20 protein-coding genes and 3 pseudogenes are annotated in these 24464 nt (G+C 70.9%); 12 read left to right on the forward strand and 11 right to left on the reverse strand.

Annotation, left to right across the window (positions count from 1 at the left end):
* Positions 1-53: 53 nt before the first annotated feature.
* Positions 54-1682, reverse strand: coding sequence for a metallophosphoesterase family protein (locus ABT381_RS14705; RefSeq protein ID WP_351593044.1), 1629 nt, complete (start codon positions 1680-1682; stop codon positions 54-56).
* 215 nt (positions 1683-1897) lie between these two features.
* Between ABT381_RS14705 and ABT381_RS14710 the strand changes: the two genes are divergently transcribed.
* The 4 genes from ABT381_RS14710 (at position 1898) to ABT381_RS14725 (ending at position 5358) form a co-directional block, all read left to right on the forward strand.
* Positions 1898-2248, forward strand: coding sequence for a metallopeptidase family protein (locus tag ABT381_RS14710; RefSeq protein WP_351593047.1), 351 nt, complete (start codon positions 1898-1900; stop codon positions 2246-2248).
* A gap of 421 nt (positions 2249-2669) precedes the next feature.
* Positions 2670-3467: an ABC transporter ATP-binding protein gene (locus tag ABT381_RS14715; RefSeq protein ID WP_351593096.1), complete on the forward strand. Its 798-nt coding sequence runs from the start codon at positions 2670-2672 to the stop codon at positions 3465-3467.
* The gene (locus ABT381_RS14720; protein WP_351593050.1) at positions 3412-4290 is read left to right on the forward strand and encodes an ABC transporter permease; all 879 of its coding nucleotides are present in this window, start codon (positions 3412-3414) and stop codon (positions 4288-4290) included. Before ABT381_RS14715 ends, ABT381_RS14720 begins: the two co-directional genes overlap by 56 nt.
* 36 nt (positions 4291-4326) lie before the next feature.
* Entirely contained in the window at positions 4327-5358 is a 1032-nt protein-coding gene (locus ABT381_RS14725) for an ABC transporter substrate-binding protein (RefSeq protein ID WP_351593053.1), read from the forward strand.
* Between the two features lie 48 nt (positions 5359-5406).
* Here the strand turns inward: ABT381_RS14725 and ABT381_RS14730 are convergent, their stop codons facing one another.
* Positions 5407-7362, reverse strand: a complete 1956-nt coding sequence (locus ABT381_RS14730) for a glycoside hydrolase family 84 protein (RefSeq protein ID WP_351593055.1) — start codon at positions 7360-7362, stop codon at positions 5407-5409.
* A gap of 577 nt (positions 7363-7939) precedes the next feature.
* Here ABT381_RS14730 and ABT381_RS14735 point away from each other — a divergent pair.
* Both ABT381_RS14735 and ABT381_RS14740 read left to right on the forward strand, forming a co-directional pair.
* Positions 7940-8467, forward strand: coding sequence for a DUF4158 domain-containing protein (locus tag ABT381_RS14735; RefSeq protein ID WP_351593057.1), 528 nt, complete (start codon positions 7940-7942; stop codon positions 8465-8467).
* A 733-nt stretch (positions 8468-9200) separates the two neighbouring features.
* Positions 9201-10919, forward strand: a complete 1719-nt coding sequence (locus ABT381_RS14740; protein ID WP_351593060.1) for a Tn3 family transposase — start codon at positions 9201-9203, stop codon at positions 10917-10919.
* A gap of 252 nt (positions 10920-11171) precedes the next feature.
* Here ABT381_RS14740 and ABT381_RS14745 read toward each other — a convergent pair whose 3' ends face one another.
* The 3 genes from ABT381_RS14745 to ABT381_RS14755 all read right to left on the reverse strand — a co-directional run bounded on the left by ABT381_RS14745 (position 11172) and on the right by ABT381_RS14755 (position 14318).
* Positions 11172-12446, reverse strand: coding sequence for an MFS transporter (locus ABT381_RS14745; protein WP_351593099.1), 1275 nt, complete (start codon positions 12444-12446; stop codon positions 11172-11174).
* A 14-nt stretch (positions 12447-12460) separates the two neighbouring features.
* Positions 12461-13000 carry an ArsR/SmtB family transcription factor gene (locus ABT381_RS14750; protein WP_351593063.1) on the reverse strand — a complete coding sequence of 180 codons (540 nt, stop codon included), beginning with the start codon at positions 12998-13000 and terminating at the stop codon, positions 12461-12463.
* Between the two features lie 247 nt (positions 13001-13247).
* The gene (locus ABT381_RS14755; RefSeq protein ID WP_351593066.1) at positions 13248-14318 is read right to left on the reverse strand and encodes an alpha/beta fold hydrolase; all 1071 of its coding nucleotides are present in this window, start codon (positions 14316-14318) and stop codon (positions 13248-13250) included.
* Between the two features lie 135 nt (positions 14319-14453).
* On the opposite strand from ABT381_RS14755, the gene ABT381_RS14760 reads away from it, so the two are divergent.
* Positions 14454-15245 carry a TetR/AcrR family transcriptional regulator gene (locus ABT381_RS14760; protein WP_351593069.1) on the forward strand — a complete coding sequence of 264 codons (792 nt, stop codon included), beginning with the start codon at positions 14454-14456 and terminating at the stop codon, positions 15243-15245.
* A gap of 217 nt (positions 15246-15462) precedes the next feature.
* On the opposite strand, the pseudogene ABT381_RS14770 reads toward ABT381_RS14760, so the two are convergent.
* Positions 15463-16628 (reverse strand): annotated as a pseudogene (locus ABT381_RS14770) (IS30 family transposase).
* Between the two features lie 206 nt (positions 16629-16834).
* Here ABT381_RS14770 and ABT381_RS14775 point away from each other — a divergent pair.
* Together ABT381_RS14775 and ABT381_RS14780 are read left to right on the forward strand one after the other, a co-directional pair.
* Positions 16835-17758 (forward strand): recombinase family protein, encoded by a 924-nt coding sequence (locus ABT381_RS14775; RefSeq protein WP_351593075.1) that lies wholly within the window; start codon positions 16835-16837, stop codon positions 17756-17758.
* A 132-nt stretch (positions 17759-17890) separates the two neighbouring features.
* Positions 17891-18442: pseudogene (locus ABT381_RS14780) on the forward strand (LysR family transcriptional regulator); the annotation flags it as partial.
* A gap of 66 nt (positions 18443-18508) precedes the next feature.
* Here the strand turns inward: ABT381_RS14780 and ABT381_RS14785 are convergent.
* Positions 18509-18811, reverse strand: a pseudogene (locus tag ABT381_RS14785) (helix-turn-helix domain-containing protein); the annotation flags it as partial.
* A 119-nt stretch (positions 18812-18930) separates the two neighbouring features.
* On the opposite strand from ABT381_RS14785, the gene ABT381_RS14790 reads away from it, so the two are divergent.
* Positions 18931-19476 carry a flavoprotein gene (locus ABT381_RS14790; protein ID WP_351593078.1) on the forward strand — a complete coding sequence of 182 codons (546 nt, stop codon included), beginning with the start codon at positions 18931-18933 and terminating at the stop codon, positions 19474-19476.
* Positions 19477-19511: 35 nt separating this feature from the next.
* On the opposite strand, the gene ABT381_RS14795 is transcribed toward ABT381_RS14790, so the two are convergent.
* Positions 19512-20267: a metallophosphoesterase gene (locus ABT381_RS14795; RefSeq protein WP_351593081.1), complete on the reverse strand. Its 756-nt coding sequence runs from the start codon at positions 20265-20267 to the stop codon at positions 19512-19514.
* 616 nt (positions 20268-20883) lie between these two features.
* Entirely contained in the window at positions 20884-21255 is a 372-nt protein-coding gene (locus ABT381_RS14800) for a VOC family protein (RefSeq protein WP_351593084.1), read from the reverse strand.
* Between the two features lie 82 nt (positions 21256-21337).
* Between ABT381_RS14800 and ABT381_RS14805 the strand changes: the two genes are divergently transcribed.
* Positions 21338-21799 (forward strand): MarR family winged helix-turn-helix transcriptional regulator, encoded by a 462-nt coding sequence (locus ABT381_RS14805; RefSeq protein ID WP_351593087.1) that lies wholly within the window; start codon positions 21338-21340, stop codon positions 21797-21799.
* Positions 21800-21991: 192 nt separating this feature from the next.
* Positions 21992-23224, forward strand: coding sequence for a nickel pincer cofactor biosynthesis protein LarC (gene larC, locus ABT381_RS14810; protein WP_351593090.1), 1233 nt, complete (start codon positions 21992-21994; stop codon positions 23222-23224).
* Between the two features lie 159 nt (positions 23225-23383).
* Here larC and larB read toward each other — a convergent pair whose 3' ends face one another.
* Together larB and ABT381_RS14820 are read right to left on the reverse strand one after the other, a co-directional pair.
* Complete coding sequence (gene larB / locus ABT381_RS14815; protein WP_351593093.1) at positions 23384-24076, reverse strand: nickel pincer cofactor biosynthesis protein LarB; 693 nt, start codon at positions 24074-24076, stop codon at positions 23384-23386.
* On the reverse strand, positions 24069-24464 hold a 396-nt coding region (locus ABT381_RS14820; protein WP_502965706.1), incomplete at its 5' end, for an adenine nucleotide alpha-hydrolase family protein. The genes ABT381_RS14820 and larB, both read right to left, overlap by 8 nt.

Genomic DNA, 24464 nt, shown 5'->3' on the forward strand with positions numbered 1-24464 from the left:
CCGTCGGGGACGTGAGAAGCATATGGGATGGGGGGACGGTTCGCCAAAACGGTTTACGAACGGGGGGTCGGTGAGCTCCGCGAAGGGGTGGGCGACGGGGTGGCGCCGGGCCGGTTGTCGGCCGGGAGATGGCGGCTGACCTCGGCCTTCGACAGGCCCAGCCCGCCGAGCGTGATCTCGTCCCACGCCTGCAGGTGCCGGGTCTCCCGGTCCAGATAGAGCACCGACGCCTGCACCTGTTCGGGGGTCGCGCCCTCGACAGCCCGCAGCCCGCCGCCGCCCGTGGAGCCCTCGACCATCAGCCGGGTGCCGTGCGGCAGGGTCTTGTTGTCGCGGTGGTGGACGTGCCCGGAGAGGACGAGCGGGACCAGGCCGTCGGTCTCGGCGGCGGCGACCGGGTTGTGCGCGAGCGCGATGTCGGCGGGGGTGCGGGCTCGCGAGAGAGTGCGCAGGGACTCGGCCAGCCGCCGGCCCGCGGCGCGCTCCGCGCCGTCCCCGGAGGCGGCCACCGAGCGGTCCGGGGTGAACTGCGGGTCGCCGACGCCCGCGATGCGCAGCCCCCCGGCGCGTACCGAGGTGCCCTCGTCCACGACCTTCACGTTCTTCAGCTTCTTGCTCTGCTTCGTGCCCTGCGCGAGGTACTTCTGCGTCTTCATCGAGTCGTGGTTGCCGCGCACCCAGACGTACGGGGCGCCGAGCGTGCCGATCGGGTCCAGGAAGTGGTTCTCGGCGGCCGTGCCGTGGTCCATGGTGTCGCCGGTATCGATGATCACGTCGATGTCGTACTGCTTCACCAGGGACTTGATGATCTGCCAGGCGGCCGGGTTCAGATGGATGTCGGAGACGTGCAGGACGCGGACGGTGGTGGGGTCCGGCTGGTAGGCGGGCAGCGTGGAGGTCACGTCGTAGAGCTTGGTGACGTTGGTGACCAGGCGGGCCAGCTCCTTTTGGTAGACGTTGAACTCGCTCACGATGCTGCGGGCGTTGCCGACCACGGACGGCGCGGAGGAGAGCAGTCCGGAGAAGCGCGGTTCCAGCACGGACTTGGGGTTCCAGGTGGCGTACGCGGCTCCGCCGGAGGCGGCGAGCAGCGCGAGGGCGAGGCCGCCGGCGGCCAGCGCGCGGCGCGGCCTGCGGTAGACCGCGAGGCCCAGCGCGGTCGCGCCGGAGACCACGGCCACGCAGGAGCGGAAGGCGAGGTCGGCGGTGCCGCGCTCGACGTCCCGGGTGACCTCGGCCTGCAGTCCGGAGAACCGTTCCGGGTGGTCGACCAGGGCCTGCGCGCGCGCCGGGTCCAGCTGGTCCACGTCCACGTCCAGCCGTATCGGGGCGTGGTGGCTCCGCAGTTCCAGCGCGCCCAGCGGGGAAACGCTGATCTTTGTGCCGCCGCTGAGCGACGGACGCAGCGTCATGGTCGTGTCCACCGGCCCGACCGGGGCGCGGACGCTGCCGACGATCAGCAGGCCGAGCCAGGCGCCGAGCAGGGTCACGACGATCAGCCCGAGGGTGCGGGCATACGGGTGCGGCGGGCGCGTCAGCGTGAAGGTGGGGGCCTGGTGGTGGGCGCGGTAGTGACGCAGGGCGGCGGCTGGGGCGCTCCGGACGCGGTCGTACGCGGCGCGGAGCAGCCGGAGCACGGAGGAGACGGGGGGCGGCCCCCCGGACGGCGCGGTGCGGGCCATTGTGCCCGTATGCCCACATGCCGGGCCCGTTATGCCGGGGGTTGGGGCATACGTGGGGTGGTGATGCGGAACGGGTGGGCGTGCCGGGGCGTACGCGGTGGTGGCGTGCCGGAGTGCGGGCGGGGGTGGAGTACCGGAGTGCGCGCGGGAACGTGGTGGACGCGGCCGGCGCGAGGGCGGCCGCTCCGAGCGGCTCCGTGACCCACAATGGGCGCGTGCTGGAGATGACGCGCGAGGAGTTCGAGGAACTGGTCGGCGAGGCGCTGGACCGGATTCCGCCGGAGCTGACCCGACTGATGGACAACGTTGCCGTGTTCGTCGAGGACGAGCCCCCGGCGGACGACCCCGACCTGCTCGGGCTCTACGAAGGGACGCCGCTGACGGAGCGGGGCGAGTGGTACGCGGGCGTGCTGCCGGACCGGATCACCGTCTACCGGGGCCCGACGCTCCGGATGTGCGACAGCCGCGAGGACGTGGTCGCCGAGACCGAGGTCACGGTCGTCCACGAGATCGCCCACCACTTCGGCATCGACGACGAACGGCTGCACGCGCTCGGGTACGGGTGAGGGGCGGCGGGCCGCGGCTGTACGTGCTCGGGTGAGGCGCGGCGGGCGGCGGCTGTACGTGCTCGGGTGCGGCTGAGGGCTTAGGGGGTGTCTTACGGATCAGGCCGGGCTCGTGTGGCCTGGCACGCACATCTGCGGCGTTGTCGTCACTCTCCCCCACGCCTGAACGGCGCGGGGGGACCCCCATCGCTCCGCGTCGACTCCCTCCTCCGCCTTGCATCTGCACGCACCAGACCCCGCTCCCTGATCCGGCCTGATCCGTAAGACACCCCCTAGACCGATTTTCATGATGCGGGACCGTTGCGCGATCACCGCACCGTGGCCAATCATGCTCAGCGAGTGATCTTCAGGTCCCGCTGATCGGAGGGTGCCGGTGGCTGACGGAGACGACAGCGCGGCCGTGGAGCTGCGCGGCGTCACGATGACGTACCAGGGCACGGAGGGCGATTACACGGCCGTGCGGGAGGTGGACCTGACGGTGGCCCCTGGGCGGTTCGTCTCGGTCGTCGGGCCCACCGGATGCGGCAAGTCCACGGTGCTCAACGCCGTCGCCGGGCTGCGCGAGCCGTCCGCCGGGCAGGTGCTGATCGGCGGCGAACCGCTGCGCGGCCTGAACCGCGGGGCCGGTTACATGTTCCAGCAGGACGCCCTGCTGCCCTGGAAGACCGTCGTGGAGAACGTCGCGTTCGGCCTCGAGCTGTCCGGCGTGGGCAAGGCCGAACGCCTGGCGCGGGCCCGCGAGTGGGTCGTACGGGTCGGCCTGGCCGGCTTCGAGAACTCCTACCCGCACCAGCTCTCCGGCGGTATGCGCAAGCGCACGGCCGTCGCCCAGACCTGGATCGGCGATCCGGACATCCTGTTGATGGACGAGCCGTTCGGGGCGCTGGACGTGCAGACCCGGCAGATCATGGAGAACGAGCTGCTGACGCTGTGGACCGACAGCGGCAAGACCGTCCTCTTCGTCACCCACGACCTGGAGGAGGCGGTGTCGCTGTCGGACGAGGTGGTGCTGCTGTCGGCGGGCCCCGGCAGCGGTGTCGTCGGCCGCTATCCCGTCGATCTCCCCCGGCCGCGCGACCTGCTCGACATCAGGACCACGCCGCGCTTCACCGAGCTGTACGGCGCGATCTGGGCGGACTTGAGAAACGAGGTGATGAGGACCTATGAGCGCGCTTCCCACGGGACCGCGGGCGCCGGAGCTGTCCAAGACGCCGGCTGACGCCCCGCCGTCCCGGCCCGCAGGGCCGCGGCGCCGCCGCCGGACCGTTCCGGCGCGGCCCGCCGTGCTCGCCGCGCAGCTCGGCCTCGCGGTGCTGCTCGTCGCCGGCTGGGAGCTGGGCAGCCGTACGGGGGTCGTCGACCCGTTCTTCTTCAGCTCCCCCGCCGCCGTCGCGGGCCGCATCGGCCAGTGGCTGGGCAGCGGCGAGATCGCCGGGCATCTGCTGACCACCCTGCTGGAGGCGGCGCTCGCGCTGGTCATCGGCGGGGTGCTGGGCCTGGGCATCGGCTTCCTGCTGGCCCGCGCCCGGACGCTGGCCGCCGTGCTCGATCCGTACATCAAGGTCCTCAACGCGCTGCCGCGGGTCGTGCTGGCCCCGATCTTCCTGCTGTGGTTCGGGCTCGGCATCTGGTCGAAGGTCGCGTTCGGCGTGACGCTGGTGTTCTTCATCGTCTTCTTCAACACCTACCAGGGCGTACGGGAAGTGGACCGGGTGCTGGTCGACAACGCCCGGATGCTGGGTGCGAAGGAGAGCCAGCTGATCCGGCACGTGCTGCTGCCCAGCGCGATGTCGTGGATCTTCTCCAGCCTGCACACGAGCGTCGGCTTCGCGATCGTCGGCGCGGTGGTCGGCGAGTACCTCGGTGCGTCCGACGGCATGGGCTATCTGATCGCGCAGGCGGAGGGGACGTTCGACACGACGGGCGTGTTCGCCGGAATGGTCGTGCTCTCCGTCGTGGTCGTGGCCATCGACCTGCTCGTCAACCGCGTCGAACGCCGCCTGCTGCGCTGGCAGCCCGCCCGCGAGCGCGCCCACCGCTGAACCGTTCCCTCACCCGCCTCACCTCAGGAGAGTTCCATGGCGCACCACTTCGGACGACGGCTGCGGCGTTGCGTGGCCGCGGCGGCCTGCCTCGGCACGCTCGCGGCCGTCTCCGGCTGCGGGTCCGGCGGCTCGGGCGACGCGGTACGGATCGGCGTCGGCGGCCAGCCGCTGCTGGTCTATCTGCCCACCACCCTTGCCCAGCAGCTGGGTTACTACAAGAAGGAGGGCGTGCAGGTCAGGCTGGCGGACCTGCAGGGCGGGTCCAAGGCGCTGCAGGCGATGCAGGGCGGCAGCGTCGACGTGGTGAGCGGCTACTACGACCACACGATCCAGATGCAGGCCAAGCACAAGGACGTGGTGTCGTTCGTCAACATGCTGCGGTACCCATCGCTGGTGCTGGCGGTCTCCCCCAAGGCGGCCAAGAAGATCGACTCCATCGAGGACCTCAAGGGCGCCAAGGTGGGCGTGACCGCGCCCGGCTCCTCCACGGACTTCTTCCTCAAGAAGCTGCTCACCGACCACGGCATGAAGGCCGACGCGGCGAGCGTGCAGGGCATCGGGGGCGACTCCACGGCGGTCGCGGCGATGGAACAGGGCCGAGTGGACGCGGCCGTCATGCTCGACCCGGCCGTCTCCCAGCTCCAGAAGCGGGCCGGGGCGAAGCGGGTGAAGATCCTCACCGACACCCGCACCGAGCGCGGCGTCAAGGAGGACTTCGGCGTGTCCACCTACCCCGCCGCCGTCCTGTACTCCGACCGCGACTGGCTGAAGGACCATCCAGAGCAGGCACGCAAGCTCGCGAAGGCGATCGTCCGGGCGCTGAAGTACATCGACACCCACTCCGCCAAGGAGATCGCGGCCAAGATGCCGCGCAAGTACGCCGGCGACGACCCGGCGGTCTACGAGCAGGCCATCGCGCAGGCCAAGGACGCGTACGCCAAGGACGGGCTGATCCGGCCCGATGGCGCGGCGGCGGTGCACAAGGTGCTGTCCGCGTTCACGCCGGAGATCGCGAAGGCGGACGTGGACCTGAAGAAGACGTACACCAACGAGTATTTGAAGTAGGGCGCGTGGGGTGCTCTCTCCCGAGAGCACCCCACGCGCACCGAGCTCTCAGTCCTCCGCCGACGCGTCCTGCACCTCGCGCACCTTCGCGAGGAAGTCCCCGATGAACGGGTCGGCGATCTTGACGGGGCCGTGCGGGCGGGTCTCCTCCGGGTCGGAGGTGATCTTCCCGGCGGACGTGGCGTCGGTGTCCATGGCGGCCCGTTCCTTCGCGGCCCGCGCCGCGTCCCCGTCCTGCACCGCCGTCAGCGTGGCGAGGCCGTGCCGCATCGCCGAGCCCCACAGCTCCGTGGCGTCCAGCCAGCGGTCGGCGTCGTGCAGGAAGAGCTTGTCGGGTACTCCGGCGCGGAGCACGCCCGGGGTCCGCGCGATGTCCTCGACCGTCGGGCGCAGCTTCTTCACCGCCGCCCGCGGGTCGTTGTCGTACGCCTTCCAGAACTCCGCCAGCCGGGCGCTGAGCACCGGGGCCTGCGGCTGCCACGGCGTGTCCCCGAAGGTGGGCGCCATGTGGTTGAGGTCCACGAAGGTCTGCACGGAATCGGCCACCCGCGGATCACCTCCCGCGAGGTGCAGCGCGGACTGCCGGGCCGAGCGCGCCACGTCGTACCCGCGGTCGTTCCAGGCGAAGTCGGCGATGGTGAAGACGGCGAGCTTGCTGGCCGCCTCCTGGTTCATCGGGTTGGAGACGACGCCGCTCAGGTGATCGGAGAGGCCCGCCTCGCGCTTGTCGTACGGGGCGAGCAGCAGCCGGCCCGCGGTCTGGCCGTAGTCGTTGACGGGGTAGTTGTCCCAGACGAAGACCTTGCGGCCGAAGAGCTCGGCGGCCTTGGATGCCTGGTCGTTGGTGATCTCCGACGGCACAACCTCAGTACCGGTCCACATCACCTCGACGTCCTTCTCCAGTGCCGACCGCAGCTTCTGCTTGTACGCGGTGTCGGTGAGATCGCCGTACTCGGTGGGGACCATCTGCAGCGGGTTGGTGCCCTCATGGGTGGCGACGAAGTCGCGCTGGACGGTGTTGAGCAGGCCCACCTGCGCCTCGGCGGCCGGGCCGCGGCCCGGCGCACCGAATTTCTTCTCGTCCCCCGCGCAGTTCCACTTGGTGTAGCTGATGTCGTCCAGCGGGACGGAGAAGGAGCGCACGCCCAGGTCGTACATCGACTGCAGCTTGGCGGTGAGCGCCTTGACGTCGGCCGGGTCGGAGTAGCAGATGGAGTTGCCGGGCGAGACCGCGAAGGTGAAGCGGACGTGGTTACCGGTCGCGCGCTTCACCAGCGCGCCGAGCTCGGCGAGCTTGTCGGCGGGGTAGGGGTCGCGCCACTTCTCGCGGTGGTACGGGTCGTCCTTCGGCGCGTAGACGTAGGTGTTGGACTTCACCTCGCCGAGGAAGTCCACCTGGTCCAGCCGCTCCTCGTTCGTCCACGGGGAGCCGTAGAAGCCCTCGATGGAGCCGCGCAGCGGCATGGCCGGGAAGTCGGAGACGGCGGCCCCGGCGATCCGGCCGTCGGTGATCAGGCCGCGCAGGGTCTGGACGGCGTAGTACTGGCCCGCGGCGTCGGTGCCGCCGAGCGCGACGGTGGCGCGCTCCTGCCGCCCGGCCGCGACCCGCAGCGCGTAACCCTCGTCGTGCGTCGGTACGTCGGTGCCGCGCAGGGCCGCCGCCACGTCCGCGCGGGTGGCCGGGCCGAGCAGCACGGTGAGCGGGGCGTGGCCCGTGGCGCGGGCGGTGACATCGATGTCACGGATGCCGTGCGCGCGCAGCGTCTCGGTGAGCAGCCGCCGGGCGGCCGCGTCGGTGTCCTTGCCGGCCACGATCTCGGCACGGCCGCCGAGCCGGACGTCGGCCGAGACGCGGGACATGTGCTGGGGAGTCGGCGAGATCACGGGCAGCGGCCGTGCGGGCGCGTGCTCCGGTGCCGCGCCGGCCGAGGGCGCCGTACCGAGCGTGGCGGCGGCGAGCAGGACGGCGAGCGAGCCGGTACGGGATCTGGAGAGGACGGTCACGTGGCCTCCGGGTGCGGACGGACGACGGAAACGCGGACGGCCCATGGGGGGTAAACGGAACGGGGCCAGAACCGTCCGCAAGCCTCCGACAGGCGCGAACGTACGTCAATGCCGTCGAGTCCGACAGGACTTGGACTTTTGTCCGCGCGTTTCCCCCTACTGCGCTCCCGGCACATCCACCCGCACGGCACATCCCCTCCACGGCCGAGCCCACCGAACGACGAGGAGAACGCATGCGCATCCGTCCACGTACCGGGGAAGCCCGCCCCCGGCCCCCCGGTAATGGCCGCGGCCGCGGCGGCCGCGCTGCTGACGACCATGCCGTACGGGTCCGCGGCCGGCGGCTCCGGCGGCTCACGGTCCGGGCCCGCAGCCGATCCCGCCGCCGGACGGCTCGCGGCGGCTGGCGTGCCACAGGGCAGAGCCCGGCCCGACGCCCACGACGGCCCCGGAGTCCTAGCCCGGACACCAGGGGACAAGTAACCCGCCAGTAGGTTCTGGGGACCGTTTCCCTGCGGTGGGACGCCTCGTGGACTGTCCGGGTGAATGTCCGGGAGGCCGACGACAAGGGGCGGGTGTGCGGCAGGAGTGGTCGCCGGAGGAGTTGCTGGCGAGCTGGACCCTGGTGGACGGCGACTGGAAGCTCGTGGCCAACAAGACCGGGCCGACCCGGCTCGGCTTCTGCCTGATGTTGAAGTTCTTCGAGATCGAGGCCCGGTTCCCGGAGTTCATCGAGGAGTTCCCCCAGCCCGCGGTGGAGTACGTCGCGGGTATGGCGAAGGTGCCGGCGGCGGAGCTGGCGAAGTATGCCCTGGCTGGTGCGAAGCGGCACCGCAAGCAGATCCGCGAGGCCCTGGGGTTTCGCCCGCCGACGCTCGCCGACGAGGAGTCGCTGACTGCGTGGCTGGCTGCGGAGGTGTGCCCAGTCGAGCTGGTGGAGGACCGGCAGCGCGAGGCCTTGCTGGTGGAGTGCCGCACGCGGAAGATCGAGCCGCCCGGGCCGACCTGTATCGAGAAAGTCCTGGTTGCGGCGCGCGGCAGGTGGGAGCGGGCGTTCTGTGCCCGACCATCGAGCGCCTGGGCGTGGTGGGCAGGGGCCGGCTGATGGCGCTGGTGGCGGAGGGGAACGACGAGGGCACCGCGCTGCTGGCCGCGCTCAAGCGTGACCCGGGGGCTGTCGGTCTGGACGCCCTGTTGATGGAGATCCTCAAGCTCATGTCGGTGAGGGAACTCGGCCTCCCGAAGGGGTTGTTCGTGGGCTGCTCGGAGAAGCTGGTGGCCGCGTGGCGGGCGAGGGCGATCAAGATGTATCCCTCGGATTTCCGCGACACGAGCGAGGACGGACGGATCACGCTGGTCGCGGCTCTGTGCTGGTCGCGGCAGGCGGAGATCACCGATGCTTTGGTCGACCTGCTGATCGCCCTGGTCCACAAGATCAATGCCCGTGCGGAGCGGCGGGTGGAGAAGCAGCTGACGGCCGAGTTGAAGAAGGTGCGGGGCAAGGAGGGGATCCTCTTCAAGCTGGCGGAGGCCGCGGTTGGTAAGCCGGACGAGGTGGTGCGGCGGGCGCTGTATCCGGTGGTCGGTGAGATGACGCTCAAGGACCTGGTGACCGAGGCGAAGGCGAACGAGAAGGTCTTCAAGGCGAAGGTCCGCACCACGCTGCGCTCCTCGTACAGCTCGTACTACCGGCAGATGCTGCCGCCGCTGCTGAACACGTTGGGCTTCAAGTGCAACAACACCGCCTACCAGCCGGTGACGGACGCCATGAAGCTGCTGAAGAAGTACGCCGACATCGACGGCAAGACCCGCTTCTACGCGGCCGGGACGAGCCGCCGATGGACGGTGTGGTGCGCAAGGACTGGCGCGAGGCGGTCGTCGACGACAAGGGCAGAGTCGAGCGCATCCCGTACGAGCTGTGCGTCCTGGTCGCGTTGCGGGACGCGGTGCGCCGCCAGGAGATCTACGTCGAGGGCGCGGCCCGCTGGAAGAACCCGGAGGACGACCTGCCTGGTGACTTCGAGGCCACCCGCACTGTGCACTACGCCGCAATCCGTCAGCCTCTGAACCCCAGGGTGTTCATCGCCGATCTGAAGAAGCGGATGACCGCGGGCCTGGATGGGCTGTCGGCGGCGCTCGCGGACGGCAGCGCGGGCGGGGTGAAGGTCACCACCCGCAAGGGCGAGCCGTGGATCACCGTGCCGAAGCTGGAGCCGCTGGCCGCACCGACCGGCCTGCAGGCGCTCAAGGACGAGGTCGTACGGCGGTGGGGAGTCCTCGACCTCCTGGACGTGCTGAAGAACGCCGACTTCCTCACTGGCTTCACCGACGAATTCTCCTCGGTCGCCGCGTACGAGCGCTTCGACCGCGATGTCCTCCAGCGCCGCCTCCTGCTCGCGCTGTTCGCACTGGGCACGAACATGGGGATCCGCGCGATCGTGGCGACCGGCGAGCACGGCGAGAGCGAGGCCGCGCTGCGGCACGTGCGCCGGCACTTCATCACCGTCGACAACCTCCGCGCCGCCGTCACCCGGCTGGTGAACGGCACCTTCGCTGTCCGCGACGCCGACTGGTGGGGCTGCGGTACGGCGTGCGCGTCGGACTCGAAGAAGTTCGGCTCCTGGTCGTCGAACTTCATGACCGAGTACCACGCCCGCTACGGCGGCAACGGCGTGATGATCTACTGGCACGTCGAGCGGAAGAACGTCTGCATCTACTCCCAGCTCAAGTCGTGCTCGTCGTCCGAGGTCGCGGCGATGATCGAGGGACTGCTGCGGCACTGCACGGACGCCGAGATCGAGTCCCAGTACGTCGACACCCACGGCGCCTCGGTGGTCGGGTTCGCGTTCACCGAGCTGCTCAACTTCCGGCTGTTGCCCCGGTTGAAGAACATCGGCAGCATCCGCCTGTACCGCCCCGACGACTCCCCGCCCGGCTGGCCAGCGCTCGGGGCCTCGCTGACGCGCCCGATCCGCTGGGAGCTGATCGAGCAGCAGTACGACCAGATGGTCAAGTACGCCACCGCGCTGCGGCTGGGAACGGCGGAGGCGGAGCAGGTGCTGCGGCGTTTCACGCGCGGCGGCCCCAAGCACCCCACCTATCAGGCTCTCGAAGAACTCGGGCGCGCCGTGCGCACGGTCTTCGCTTGCGATTACCTCGCCAGCCCCGGCCTGCGCCGGGAGATCCACGGCGGCCTCCAGGTCGTGGAGAACTGGAACAGCGCGAATACCGTGCTCCACTACGGCAAGGACGGCGCCCTGACCGGCCCGGACAAGGAGCACGCCGAGACTTCGATGCTCGCCCTGCACCTACTCCAGTCCGCGCTCGTGCACGTCAACACCCTGCTGGTGCAGCAGGTCCTGGCCGAACCGGTATGGGCATCGAGGCTCAGTGACGAGGACCGACGCGGGCTGACCGCGCTGTTCTGGTCGAACGTCAACCCGTACGGCACCTTCCGCCTCGACATGGACAAGCGCCTCGACCTCGGGCTGGCCGCCGGCGTGCCCCGCCCTCGCTCTTCGGCGGATGCCACCGACCGATCGACCGCTGAGGCATGATGACGGACTCCGCCGACCTCGCCGGCCTCCGGATGAACGAGGCCGCGTGGCGGGTGCTCGACCCGGCACGCGCCTATGCCGCCCGGGGCCGTACGGTTTCGGCAATCCGTGTTCCGGTGCTCTCGTGCCGGCAAAGTTGAGCCAGAAGCCCGAGAACCGCCAGTAGATGTTCACCACTGTGGAAGGCACCTGGTGAGCCCCAGAACCGAACTTCATGGACACCGGGTCGTCGTGACGCTTTCGCGGCAGGCGTCACAGCACGTCGGGTGCGCTCTTCTGGGCGGGCTCCGCGGGTTTTGGGTGATCCGGGCTGCTGACCGGGGCGGCGGCACGCAGCGCCACTTCGACCCGGCGGTTGCTGGTCATGGTCGCCGTGATGGCGGTCATGGTGAGGAGCAGGCCTGCGGCGGCGTAGAGCGGGGTGCGTACGTCGTAGGCGGTGGCCAGCCAGCCGCCGAGGAAGGCACCGAGGGGGGCGGCGCACATGGCAAGCATGCGGGAGGTGGAGGCGACCCGGCCCATGCGGTGGGCGGGAACGATCGCCTGCCGCAGGGAGGGTCCGAGCACCATTGTGGCACCCATGCCGGCTCCGCAGACGGCGAGCGCGAGCCCGGCCAGGTACGGGTTCGGGGCGGCGGCGAGCCCCAGGATGGCGAGCCCTTCGGCTGCGGCCGTGCAGGTCAGTGCGGTGCCGGTGCCGAGTCGTCGGCCGAGGAAGGAGGCAATGCCCGCGCCGAGCAGGCCGCCGGTGGCCTCCGCCGTGAGGAGCAGGCCGAAGCCGAAGGTGCCGATACCGAGGCGCTCGCGGGCGAAGAGGGCGAGGACGGTCTCCACGGCGAGGAAGGCGATGTTCCCGACCGCCGGGCGCAGCGCGAGGCCGAGCAGTAGCCGGTCCCGAAAGACGTATGAGGCCCCGGCCCGTGCCTGCCGGAGCAGTGACTCGCGGGTCTCCGCCGCGGGCCGGGGTACGGCGGGCAGCGTCCGTACGAGCAGTGCGGAGAGCGCGAACGACACTGCATCGGCGAGCAGTGGAACCGATCGTCCGAGCGCGAGCAGGGCACTGCCCGCGGGCGGCCCGGCGAAGCCGGACATGGCGGTCTGGGCGCCGCGCAGGCGGGAGTTGGCGCGCTCCAGGAGTGCGGTGTCGCGGTGGAGGAGATCCGGCAGATGAGCCGTGGCGGCGGTGTCGAAGAAGAGTCCGCCGAGGCCGAGCAGGAAGGCGACAGCCGCGAGCAGCGGAATGCTCAGCATGTCGAGTACGGCCGCCGCCGCCGGTATCGCGAGCAGTGCCGCACGCGCCGCGTCCGCGACCCACATCGTGTGCCGGCGGTCCCAGCGGTCCACCAGCGCACCGCCGAGCACCCCGAACAGCAGCCACGGCAGTGTCCCCGCGGCCGTGACGACAGCGAGCGCCATCGGGTCCCGTGTCAGTGTCAGCGCGATCAGCGGCAGCGCGGCGTGGGTGATCCCGTCGCCGAGTGAGGACACCGTCTGCGCGGTCCACAGCCGTCCGAACCCGGCCGGCAGCTTCCTGGCGTCAGTCACTTGGTGCCCCCTTCGGTCTGCTTGCCCTGTGCCGGGTGGAACAGGGCGAAGACGAGCGACGCGTCCGGCAGCGACGGGTCGGACAGTTCCCGGTACTCGTCCGCCAGTTCCTGCAGCCGCGCCCCCAGCCGGGCGAACTGCTCCTCGGTGAGCCGCAGATGCGCCATCCGTACGTGCCGCTCACCATCCACCGGCGATGCCTCCAGGTCCGCCACCGCGTGCCGCATCAGCACATCCGGCCCTCCCTCGCCCGGATCCGGCAGCACGATCGAGCGCGCGGCCATCGCGTAGTACCGCTCGGTGACCCCCCGCACCTTCCGCGTCCGTACGACCTTCACCAGGCCGGCCCGTTCGAGGAGGCGCACGTGGTAGCTGGAGCTTCCCTTCGCGAGGCCGACCCGCGCGGCGATCTGGGTGATCGTCGCGGGCTCGAAGCGGAGCACGGCCATGATCCGGTGGCGCGTGAGGTTGGAGACGGCGCGCAGTTGCTCGTCCGTGGTGACGTGAAACGTCTCGGGGAGATCATCGGTAGGCATGCCCCCAATGGTCAACGTTTCTTGACCATTGGGCAAGGGGTTTCGCAGACCGCCGGAATCTGCCGTCCGTGCGCGAGGTCTTCCGTTGAAGCCCCGTCCGCCCGGCGGGCGGACGCTTCGCCACCCCCTCATTTCGATTGGGCCCGGTGCGGGGCCTGGCGGGCCGCTGCCCTCCTCACCGGGGCCCTCGGGATCATCAGCCGTGCCGACAGGCATGCTCGGACACCTCGCCGTGCAGAAAGCGGCCCTATCGGCTGCCGGCGAGGGCGGGCAGGACGCGGGTCCGCAGGACGTCGAGGAAGACCTCGGGGTGCCGGTAGGCGGCGAAGTGGCCGGCGTCCTCGATCAGAGTGAACTCCTTGACGGGTGCCTGCACCTCATCGAAGAAGGCGCGGGCGCGGGCGGGCGTGTTCACGAGGTCGCAGGCGCCCTGGACGACGAAGAACGGCACGTCGAAGCGGGTGCCGTCGGCGCGGTCGTCGAAGGAGGCGGTGTCCGGCAGCAGGGCGGCGGAGACCATGAAGCTCTTGAAGAAGGTGACGATCTCGCGCAGGGAGTGCAGCGGCGAGAACCACAGCGACTTCATCACCACGGACTTCATCGCGGCGAAGGTGTGCGGGTCGGTGGCGGAGGCGAAGCGACTGAAGTGGCTGAACTGTTCGGCGCTCCAAGTCCGCTGGTCCGGGCCCATCTCCCGTACGGCCGCCGCCTCCTTCTTCTTGCCCGCCCTCTCCAGCCGCTCCAGCGCGGCGTAGTAGTCGGAGGCGTCCCGGCCGCCGTCGAAGACCTTCTGGTCGGTCCCGACGTACGCGCCGACGAGGTCGGGGCGGCTGCGGGCGACACGCAGCGCGACGGCGCTGCCGAAGGAGCAGCCCAGCAGGACGACCCGGTCCGCGCCGAGGCGGTCCCGTACATGCTCGACGACCTCCACGGCGTCCCGCACCAGCCGGTCGAACGTCATCTCGCCCTGCGCGTCGACGCCGGAGCGGCGCAGGGTCTTGCCGGTGCCGCGCATGTCCCAGCGCACCAGGGTGACGTGCCGCTCCCAGTCGCGGGAGACGTGGGCGAGGATCGAGTTGGAGGAGCCGGGGCCTCCGTGGAGTTCCACCACGACCGGGTGGGCGCGGTCCTCGCCCCGGACGGAGAGCCACTGGTCGAGCCCGCCGATCCGAGTGAAGTGCTGCTCGTCGACGCCTTGTCCGCCAGTGATGCGCAGGCGGCGGGCGTTCCCCGAGCGGACGATCGCGCGATGCGAGAGGAGAGCGGTCACGGAGGCGGCGATGGTGGCGCCGGCTGCGGTGATGGCAGTGACAAGCATGGACACCCCTAAGAACTGCGTATGTGATACACGATTAATTGCTGTGTATGTTATACACAGTTACTGGGTGGGGGGCAACCCCGATACTTGTTGGCACCCCTTCGCGGCCTGGCTGCGGGAAAGGAGACCGGTACCGTGCCGGCGAACAAGGAGAGCGAACGGGACCCCGGCGCCAGCCTCGCGCTGCTGTGGGGGGAGACCGACAGCCGCCCCCGGCGGGGGCCGAAACCGAAGTTCACCCCCGTGGACGTGGCCCGCCGAGGCATCGAGATCGCCGACGCCGAGGGGCTGGAAGCCCTGTCGATGCAGCGGGTGGCCGGGCTGCTCGGGGTCACCACGATGGCCCTCTACCGCTACGTCCCCGGCAAGCCCGACCTCGTCGACCTGATGGTCGACACCGTGCTCGGCGCCCCGCCCGACCTCGACCGCGTCACCGGTGGCTGGCGCCGCCGCGTCGAGACCTGGGCCCGGGCCTGCTGGGACGTCTACCGCGCCCACCCCTGGATCCTGACCGCGACGGGCCTCCGACGGCAGGCCATGGGGCCGCACCAGGTGGCCTGGCTGGACGTGGCCCTCGCCGCCCTCGAACCGACCGGGCTCGACGCCCGCCGCCGCCACGACGCCGCCCTCCTCGTCCTGAGCCTGGTCCGCAACCTCACCCAGCAGGCGCTCGACCGGAACGAGGAGGCCGACAGGGAGTGGGACCGCCTCACCGCCCGCCAACTGAGCGAGCATGCCGACCGGTTCCCCGCCGTCACCCGCGTCCTCGCCGAAGGCGGCTTCGCCCGCACCGACGACGACCCCCTCGCCTTCGGCCTCACCTGCCTCCTCGACGGCATCCAGAGACTCGTCGAACACTCCGATGGCGCATACGCAGACGGACACCCAGCCGGGCCCCAGACGCCCGCCTCGCGGGCCGTTTCGTAGCGCGGCGCACCCGCCGCGATCAGCGATGCGAACCGGGGCGGCCGACGCAGCCGGAACCCTGCCCACGGTCTACAGCGGGCTGCGCCCCTCGGGGGACGTCCTTCTGGATGCGGCGGACGATTCCCTCGCACCTGGTCGCTTGCCACCGAACGGTGGCGAGACGGAAGACAGGCGAGACGCCCCTGGGGCATGCGTCTGTCGTCAAACGATGGCGAGCTCAAGCGGTCAGCGCATCACCGCTGTTCAGGAGGCCAGCGTAGACCTCTGCCGGAGTGCGATAGCCATGGGTCTTGCGCGGACGATGGTTCAACTCGTGGGCGATGGCGTCCAGGTCGGCCTGGCTGAACGTGCGAAGGTCCGCGCCCTTGGGAAGGTACTGCCGAAGCAGCCGGTTGGTGTTCTCGTTGGTGCCGCGCTGCCACGGGCTGCGCGGCTTGCAGAGGTAGATCGGCATCCCGGTCTCGGCGGTGATGGCCTGGTGTTCGGCCATCTCACGGCCCCGGTCCCAGGTGAGCGTTCGTCGCAGCTGGGGCGGGATGCCGAGGAGACTCCTGGTCAGGTGCGGAGTGACCTGCTCAGCCTTGAGCCGTCCGGCAGCGCAACGACGGCCGTGTAGCGGCTGGTGCGCTCGACGAGCGTGGCGACGGCCGAAGGCCGGGTGCCCATCACGAGATCGCCCTCCCAGTGGCCGGGAAACTTGCGGTCCTCGACCTCGGCGGGGCGGGCGGTGATGGACACCATGCCGCGGATGATGCCCCGCCCGGTGGGCCGCCGGGCGATCCTCGGTCGGCGCATGGGTCTGGCTGACCGCAGCCGTTGGGTGAGGCTGCGGTCGATTGCCTGGCGCCGGCGAGGGTCATGGAGCGAGAGGTAGATCGCTTCGTGCGAGATCTGCATGGAGGCGTCACCAGGAAACTGGCGTCGCAGCCATCCTGCGATCTGCTCGGGTGACCAGCACAGAGCCAGCTTGGCCTCCACCAGGGCGCGTAGAGCGGGCCGTTGCGCGAGTTCGGCCTGCTTGGGCCGGCGGCCGCGCTCGTAGGCGGCAGCATCGGCCGACGCGGCTCGGTAGCGGTCCCGGCCGCCATTGCGGGCGATCTCGCGGGAGACGGTCGAAGGTGATCGGCCCAGCCGCTTGGCCAGCTGCCGGGCCGATGCCCCGGCGGCGATGCCGCGGGATATCTCCTCGCGCTCGCTGCCGCTCAGATGCCGCTCTGACCGTGTCTGCGGGGTGAGGCGGACGCCGCCGCTCTGGTAGAGGAACCGGCGGGCGTGCTGCATCGGCGCCCCGAGTGCCCGCCCGATCAAGCTGAACGACTGCCCCTCGCGCCAGCGCCTCCAGATCTCATCCTGCTGTGCCGGCGAGAACCCGTAGTCACGCACCTGTGCCTCCACGGTCACATGATCATCCGTGGGTGGTGGTTGATCACTTGAGGGTGCCATCGTTTGACGACAGACGGCCCGAGCATCCAATGAACCGTGCAATCCGGGGGTTCGCGGCGACCCGAATCCAATCGGATCCGATGGTGATTGCTGACAGGGTTTGACGACAGATAGGGTCCGATCCTCCGTACGGAAAGGGCCCCTCAGTGGCGAACCTGGTCTACAAGCGGGTCTCGACCGACCAGCAGTCCACCGCCCGCCAGGACCTCGTCCTGGACGAGGCCGGGATCGAGGACCCGGTCGTCTTCGAGGAGGACCCCGGCACCTCCAGCCGCCTCCACCCGCTCCAACGCCCGAAGTTCCGCGCGCTCCTCGACTACGCGCGGCCCGGCGACACTGTGCACATCTCCGAGATGTTCCGCCTCGTCCGTGGCACTGGGCACATCCTCGACGTGCTCGACGTCCTCCACCGCGACCAGGTCGCCCTGCGCATCCACGACGGCGCGTTCTCCGCGATGGACCTCACCGCCCGCCACCCGCGCACCGGCGAGCTGCTGTCCACCGTGAAGTTTATGGTGCAGACCCTCGCCGCCGCCGGCGAGCTCCAGCGCGACCTCCAGAGGGAGCTCACCTACGACGGACTGCGCGCCGCCGAGGCCAAGGGCAGCAAGGGTGGCCGCCGCCCCGCCGTGGCGGCTGACAAGACCGGCGACGTACGCGCCGCGTACCTGGAGGGCCGCTCCATCGCCGCCCTCGCCCGCGACCACGGCGTCAGCCGCGGCGCCATCCGTACCGCCGTCGCCGACCTCCTGCCCGAGCACACCGCCACCGAGGAGGACTCCCCCGCCCCGGAGCTGCCGGTTGCCGTCGACATGCCGGGCAAGGTCGCCGACTTCCTCCGCGCCAGCGAGCTGGACGACGTCGAGCGGGCCGCGCTCGACCAGGGCGTGACCGTACGACGCGGCCAGGGCTACACCCTGGGCGTCACCGCCGTCCCGGCCGTGCACCACCGACTCCTCGCCCGCTGCCAGCCGCTCGACGGCGGCCCGGGCGCTCCGGCGGTCCCGGCCCAGCGCAAAGCCCGTCGCGATTACGAGAACCGCGTCAGCACCCTCGCGCCGAGACCATGATCGTTCTCACCGGGATTTCCTGTACCCCGACTACTCACACCCGTGAACGGCAAGCCCCCGGAACCTACTGGCGGGTTACATGTTCCCTGGTGTCCGGGCTAGGACTCCGGGGCCTACATATCGCAAAGCCGCGTGAGCCAGTTACTGCGCTCCCTGGAGAACAGGATCGGTGCCCGGCTCGTCGAGCGCACAAGCCGGCGCGTACGACTCACCCCTCTCGGCGAACAACTGTTCCGGGGCATGCGCCCCGCTTTCGACGCCATACTGGCAACCCTCGATGACGTCCGCGCTGCAGCCAGAGGCGTTGGAGGGCTCCTGCGCATAGGTTTCCAGGGCACCGCCAACGACTACGTCATGGACGCCATCGCGCTCTTCCAGAAGAGACACCCCGACTGTGCCACCGAGCTCGTGGAGGTCCCTTTTTCCGACCCTTTCGGCCCGGTTTACCGCCGCGAAGTCGATACTGCGGTGGTCCTCATGCCAGTCGAAGAGAGTGAACTTGTTCTTGGGCAGGTCTTCTCCAAACAGCCACAGGTTCTCGCGGTTTCTTCCCGGCATCCCTTCGCGCAACACGACAGTCTGAGCGCCGAGGATCTCGCCACCTGTCCACTCATCAGCGTTCATGGCGCAGCGCCGGAGTACTGGCGCCGTGCGCAGGCCCCGAGCACCACCCCCGGGGGACTCGCCATTCCCGTCGGGCCCACGGTGAGAACTCTTCAAGAGGCCCTGGCACTCGTGCAGGCTCGTCCGCGTGACCGTTCCCGAGGGCTCCAGGTCATACAGGTCAAGGGCGACCCGGATCGGGCGCACCAAAGCCTTCAGGCGGTCGTCATCCATGGTCTGCTGTCCCGTCAAAACGGTGACGTCGATTTGCAGGGCGCTGGCTACGGCGTCGAGAAACGCATTGGATGCCTGGCGGGCGCCGCACTCAACCTGATTCAGCAGGCTGTACGAGTACGGAATCCGATCAGCCAGGCCGCGCTGCGTCAGGTGCGCTCGCCGTCGCTCTCGCCGAATTCGGGCACCCGTGTGATCGTCGTCCAGAGAGGGCATACTTGTCTCCGTTCCTGACTCGGCATCCGGAACATACCCCGCGCCCCACGGCGTTGGACCACGATCGCTGCCGATTCCGGCCGGAATCAGAGGCGCTCTCATGTGGTCGGATAGACCTCATGACGTCGCGTGTGCTCTACCTCTTCGGGTCCGCAGCCCCTCCCGTTCACGACATCGCCGCGGTTGTCCGGACGGCGCAGAACCGCGGGTTCACCGTGTGCCTCGGCCTCACCCCGACCGCCACGGACTGGCTGGACCCTCAGCGGACCGAGCTGGAACGGCTGACGGGATATCCGGTGCGTTCGCGGTACAAGCGGCCCGGGACGGCGGACGTGTGGCCCAAGGCGGACGTGATCGCGTTCGCGCCGGCCACCTTCAACAGCATCAATGCCTGGGCGCTGGGCATCACCCAAAATTTCGTCGTCGGCGTGGTCGCCGAAGGCATCGGCAAGGGAATCCCGATGGTGACGATGCCGTGCGTGAACGCGGCCTACGCCGCCCATCCGCAGCTCGACCGGAGTATCGAGACGCTGCGCGGCGCCGGCATCCGAGTGCTTTACGGGGAGGGCGGCTTCGTACCGAATGCACCCGGCCAGGGCCGCCCGCCCGCGTATCCGTGGCACCTGCTCCTCGACGCTGCCGAACAGGCTGCCTCCACGCCGTGAGAAGCGCAGCAGCTGCACCGCCGCCCCCGCCTGGTTCACCCGTTGACGTACCGGTAGTGGGTGGTCAGTCGTCCCTCGTCGTCGAGTATGTGAAAGGCGAGCGCGGGCGGCTGATCCAGGTGCACGTGATCCTTGGGATGGGCGCGGTGCTCCCAGGGCAGCCGGATGGTGGAGACCACTCCAGGCGCCACAAGCAGCGGCCGTCCGGCGAAGGTGGTCGCGGCCGCAGTGTGGGCGTGTCCGCAGAGGAAGGCCACCAGGTTGCGATGGCGGTCGGCGAGCGCGGCCAGCCGCTCCGACTCGAACTGCCGGATGCCGTCGACATACGGAACGTTCAGCAGGATCGGCGGATGGTGGAAGCCGACCAGCACGGGCACGTCGTCCGGGGTCCCAGCCAGCACATCCGCCAGCCACGCCAGAGTCTCCTCCTCCAGAAGGCCCTCGTCCTTGCCGGGGATCGAGGAGTCGCACAGCGCGATGACGAGGCCGGTGGTGCGGTGCACCTGGTTGACCGGTGCCGACGCACCCGGCTGCCCGAGCAGGAACTCCCGGAACGCTGCGCGGTCGTCGTGGTTGCCGGGGCAGGCGAGGACCGGGTGCCGGGAAGCCAGCAGCCGCCGCGCCTCCTGGTACTCCTCGGGCCTGGCGTTGTCGGCGATGTCCCCGGTCACCAGGACGGCGTCCAGGTCGTGGGGGAGGTTGTCGAGGTACTCCATGACGGCGCGGGCGCGCCGGCCGCTGCGCTCGTCGCCGTCCAGGTGGATGTCACTGAGGTGAGCGATCACAATCACTGTCCAAGTCCCTCCGTCGCGGCCTGCGGGCTTCCCACTGGGACTTTAAGGGCGCCCGATCGAGGTGTGTCGGCCCTCTCGGATGGACCGTGTCACGACCCGGGAGGGCTCATCCGCATCGGGCGCCGGCGCCGCGGCCGGCGCCAGGCTGATCTCGGGGCCCGGAGCCTCGAGGACATCGCGCTGGCGCGGCTCTCGGCCACGTACAGCCTGGCCACTCAGGTGCGGTCGAAGATCGGCCGCTGCAACCAGGCATGCCTCACAGCAGACCGCGCGGCCCTGTACGCGGAGTGGTCCGGCTCCCCGCTCGCCGCCGCGGCGGCAGCCCGGGAGCTGAGCATCGTCCTGCGCCACCAGGACCAGCCGGCCACCGCCCAGCGCCCTATTATCCTCGACGCGGTCTCCGCAAGACCGAGGCGCAGGCATCCGCATACGCGCAAATGCTGTGCACGACCTCCTACACCGCTGCCTGCGCCGACGACCGGGAGCAGGCCCTCGCCATGATCCGGCGGCCTGCCCGCCTGACTCCGGCTGGGGCACTGAACCCTTTCCAGGAAGCGCAGGCCGGCCGCGAGGGAGAACGGGCCTCAGGGAGTGAGGACGACGGTGGTCACCGTCAGCCTCCGTGCACGGTGAGCCGGTATCCCTCGGGACCGGTGAAGGAGAACGTCGGTCCGAACGGGCTGTCCTGCAGGGGGCTGACGTCCTGCGTGCCCGCCTGTACGAGTTGGTCGCGCAGCGCACTCGCGTCGGTGGTGCGCAGCCACAACGCCACGCCCAGGCCGGGACGTTCAGCGCCGTCCAGGTCGGTGCCCGGGAGCGGCTCGCGGACGGCGAACGGGATCGGGCCGGTGGTGAAGACCACCGCGCCGGGCGGCGAGGCGGGGGCCCGGCGCAGTCCGAGGCGCTCCTCGAAGAAGGTGGCAGCGGCGGGAACGTCGTTTACCTGCAGAGCGATGAAATCGGGGCCTTCGACGGTGGCAAGCATGGGTCCTCCGGAAGTTTTTCGATGTCAGGACTTTGACATGAGGACTGTAGGCACCTGCTCGCACGTATGTCAAAATGTTGACATGGAAGATCGTGCGCCCGTGCCCTCACCCCATCCGGCCCAGGACGTCACCGAGCACGTGGGGTACCGCCTCAAACGCGCCTCGGCCGCCCTGCGCAGCGCCATGGAAAGGGCCCTGCGCCGGCATGACCTCACCGTCCCGCAGTACTCCTGCCTCGAACTCCTCGACGAGCAGCCGGGCCTGTCCAACGCCGATCTGGCCCGCGGCACCTTCGTGACCCGGCAGTCCGCCAACGTCGTGCTGCGCGGCCTCAAGGACGCCGGCCTCATCACCCGTCCGGCCACCACCGACCACGGCCGGGCCCTGCCCGTGCACCTCACCCCCTCCGGACAGCAGCGCCTGCACGCGGCCCGCAGCGCCGTCTACGCCATCGAGGAACGCATGATCAAAGCGATTCCGCAGCAGCGGCTCGCGGCCCTCCTCGCCGACCTCGACACCATGGCCGAGGCCCTCGACGAGTAAGACGGGTAAGCCACGAAGTGCTCCGGCCGGGGCGGCAGCGGGACGGCACGACGGCGTCGTCAGGGGGCGAAGGCGAGAAAGCGACGATCGTCACCAAGATCTTCGCTGGCGAGACGCCGCCCGACTCCTGATTCTAGGATCGGGAGCGTGCTCGCACGCCGCCCGTTCCGCCGCACCGCAGGAGATCACCGCATGACCGACCCGCACCGGCTGGCCTGGCTCGATGTCACCTCCGGCGTCGCGGGGGACATGCTGCTCGGCGCGCTGGTCGACGCCGGGGCCGCGACGGATGCCGTGCAGCAGGCGATCGACGCGGTGGTACCGGGTGCGGTGCGGCTGACGCAGGCGGCCGTCACCCGCGCCGGGCTGCGGGCCACCAAGGTCGGCGTCGAGCCGCTGGCCGAGGACCACCCGCACCGCACCTGGCGCTCCATCAGGGACCGGATCGAGGAGGCCGGACTGCCGGGGCCGGTACGCGACCGGGCCCTGGCGGCCTTCGGCCGGCTCGCGGCGGCGGAGGCGCGGGTGCACGGCGTGCCGGTCGAGGAGGTGCACTTCCACGAGGTCGGCGCGTGGGACTCGATAGCGGATGTGGTCGGGGTCTGCGCCGCGCTGCACGACCTCGGGATCACGCGGATCACCGCGAGCGCGGCCGCGCTGGGCTCCGGGCGGGTGCGCACGGCGCACGGCGACCTCCCTGTGCCGGTGCCCGCCGTGCTCGAACTGGCCGCGGGCTGGGAGGTGGTGGGCGGCGGTACCGGTGAGCTGGCCACCCCGACCGGCATGGCGCTGGTGACCGCGCTGGCCGCGGAGTGCGGCGACCTGCCGCGGCTGCGGGCCGAGGCGACCGGGGTGGGCGCCGGTACGAAGGACACGCCGGGGCGGCCGAATGTCGTACGGGTGGTGATCGGCACCCCCGCGGCGGCCGCGGCCGGCGCGGACCACGAGACCTCCGCCGTCGTCCTGGAGGCCAACGTCGACGACCTGGACCCGCGGCTGTGGCCCGGCGTGCTCGCCTCGCTCCTGGCGGCCGGCGCCTCGGACGCCTGGCTGGTCCCCATCCTGATGAAGAAGGGCCGCCCGGCGCACACCCTCCGCGTGCTGGCGCCGCGGCAGCGCGCCGACGCGCTGCGCGACCTGGTCTTCCGGGAGACCAGCACGATCGGGGTGCGCGAGTCGGCCGTACGGAAGACCGCGCTGGAGCGGAGCTGGGTACGGGTCCCCGTGGCGGGCGGCGACGACGTGCCGGTCAAGGTCGCGCACCGGGGCGGGGTGATCGTGCGGGCCACGCCCGAGTTCGAGGACGTGGCGGCGCTCGCCGCGGAGCGGGGGCAGCCGGTCGTCACGGTACTGGACTCCGCTGCCGCGGCGGCGGTGGCAGCCGGTCTGGTCCCGGGCGCCGAACTGCCGGCCGACCGGACGTAGCCGAGCTACCGGCCGACCAGACGTAGCCATACCGGACGTAGCCGAACTGCCGGCCGACCGGACTGGTTCCGGCGGCTGACCTGCCGGCCGGCCTGACGTACCCGTACTGCCGGCCGGCCTGACGTAGCCGTACCGCCGGCCGACCGGACGTAGCCGTACTCAGCAGGGTGCCGCGATCTGGGCCGCCAGGTGGCCCGCGCCGTAGCCGTTGTCGATGTTGACCACCGCGACGCCGGGGGCGCAGGCGTTGAGCATGGCCAGCAGCGGGGCGAGGCCGCCGAAGGCGGCGCCGTAGCCGACCGAGGTCGGTACCGCGACGACCGGCGCGGCGATCAGCCCGGCCACGACGCTGGGCAGCGCGCCGTCCATGCCCGCGACGACTACGACGGCCCGCGCGGCGCGCAGCAGGTCCAGCTTGCCGAGGACGCGGTGCAGCCCGGCGACGCCCACGTCCACCACGAGTTCGGCCTCCCGGCCGAGGTAGCAGGCGGTCAGCAGGGCCTCCCGGGCCACCGGCAGGTCGGAGGTGCCGGCGCAGACCACGGCCACCTTGCCGCCGGCCGGCGGGGGCGGCGCCGGTGGCCAGGCGAGCAGCCGGGCCGCCGCGTCGTGGCGCGCTTCGGGGAGTTCGGCCAGTACGGCCTCGGCGTGGCCGTCGTCCGCGCGGGTGAAGAGGGTGGCCGGGCCGGCGCCCTTCTCCCGTACGGCGGCGGCGATCGCGGCGACCTGGGCGGCCGTCTTGCCCTCGCAGTAGACGGCCTCCGGGTAGCCGCGCCGCCCGGCCCGGTCGTGGTCCAGCTCGGCGAGACCCACGAGCGTGGCGTCTGCGGGGTCCTGGGCGTACTCAGGCATGGCGGCCGCCCTCCGTGACCCCCACCAGCGGCAGCGTGAACGCGCCCGACTGGATGCCCGCCAGGTCGACCGCGACCATGCGGAAGCCGGCCGCGCGCACCGCGCTCAGTACCGCCTCGCGCAGCTCCCCGGAGGCGGCCCGGGCGATCTCCTCGACCGGCAGCTCGACGCGCGCCACGTCCCCGTGGTGCCGCACCCGGCAGTCACTGAACCCCAGCTGCCGCAGCGCCTTCTCGGCCCGTTCGATCTGGCCGAGCTTGGCGGGCGAGACCTCTTCGAAGTGCGGGATGCGGGAGGCCAGGCAGGGCGCGGCGGGCTTGTCGGCGCTGGGCAGTCCGAGGGCGCGGGCGAGGCGGCGCACGGCGGCCTTGTCCAGGCCGGCGTCGGC

This window comes from Streptomyces sp. NPDC000151 (assembly GCF_040301705.1).
Classification (GTDB): domain Bacteria; phylum Actinomycetota; class Actinomycetes; order Streptomycetales; family Streptomycetaceae; genus Streptomyces.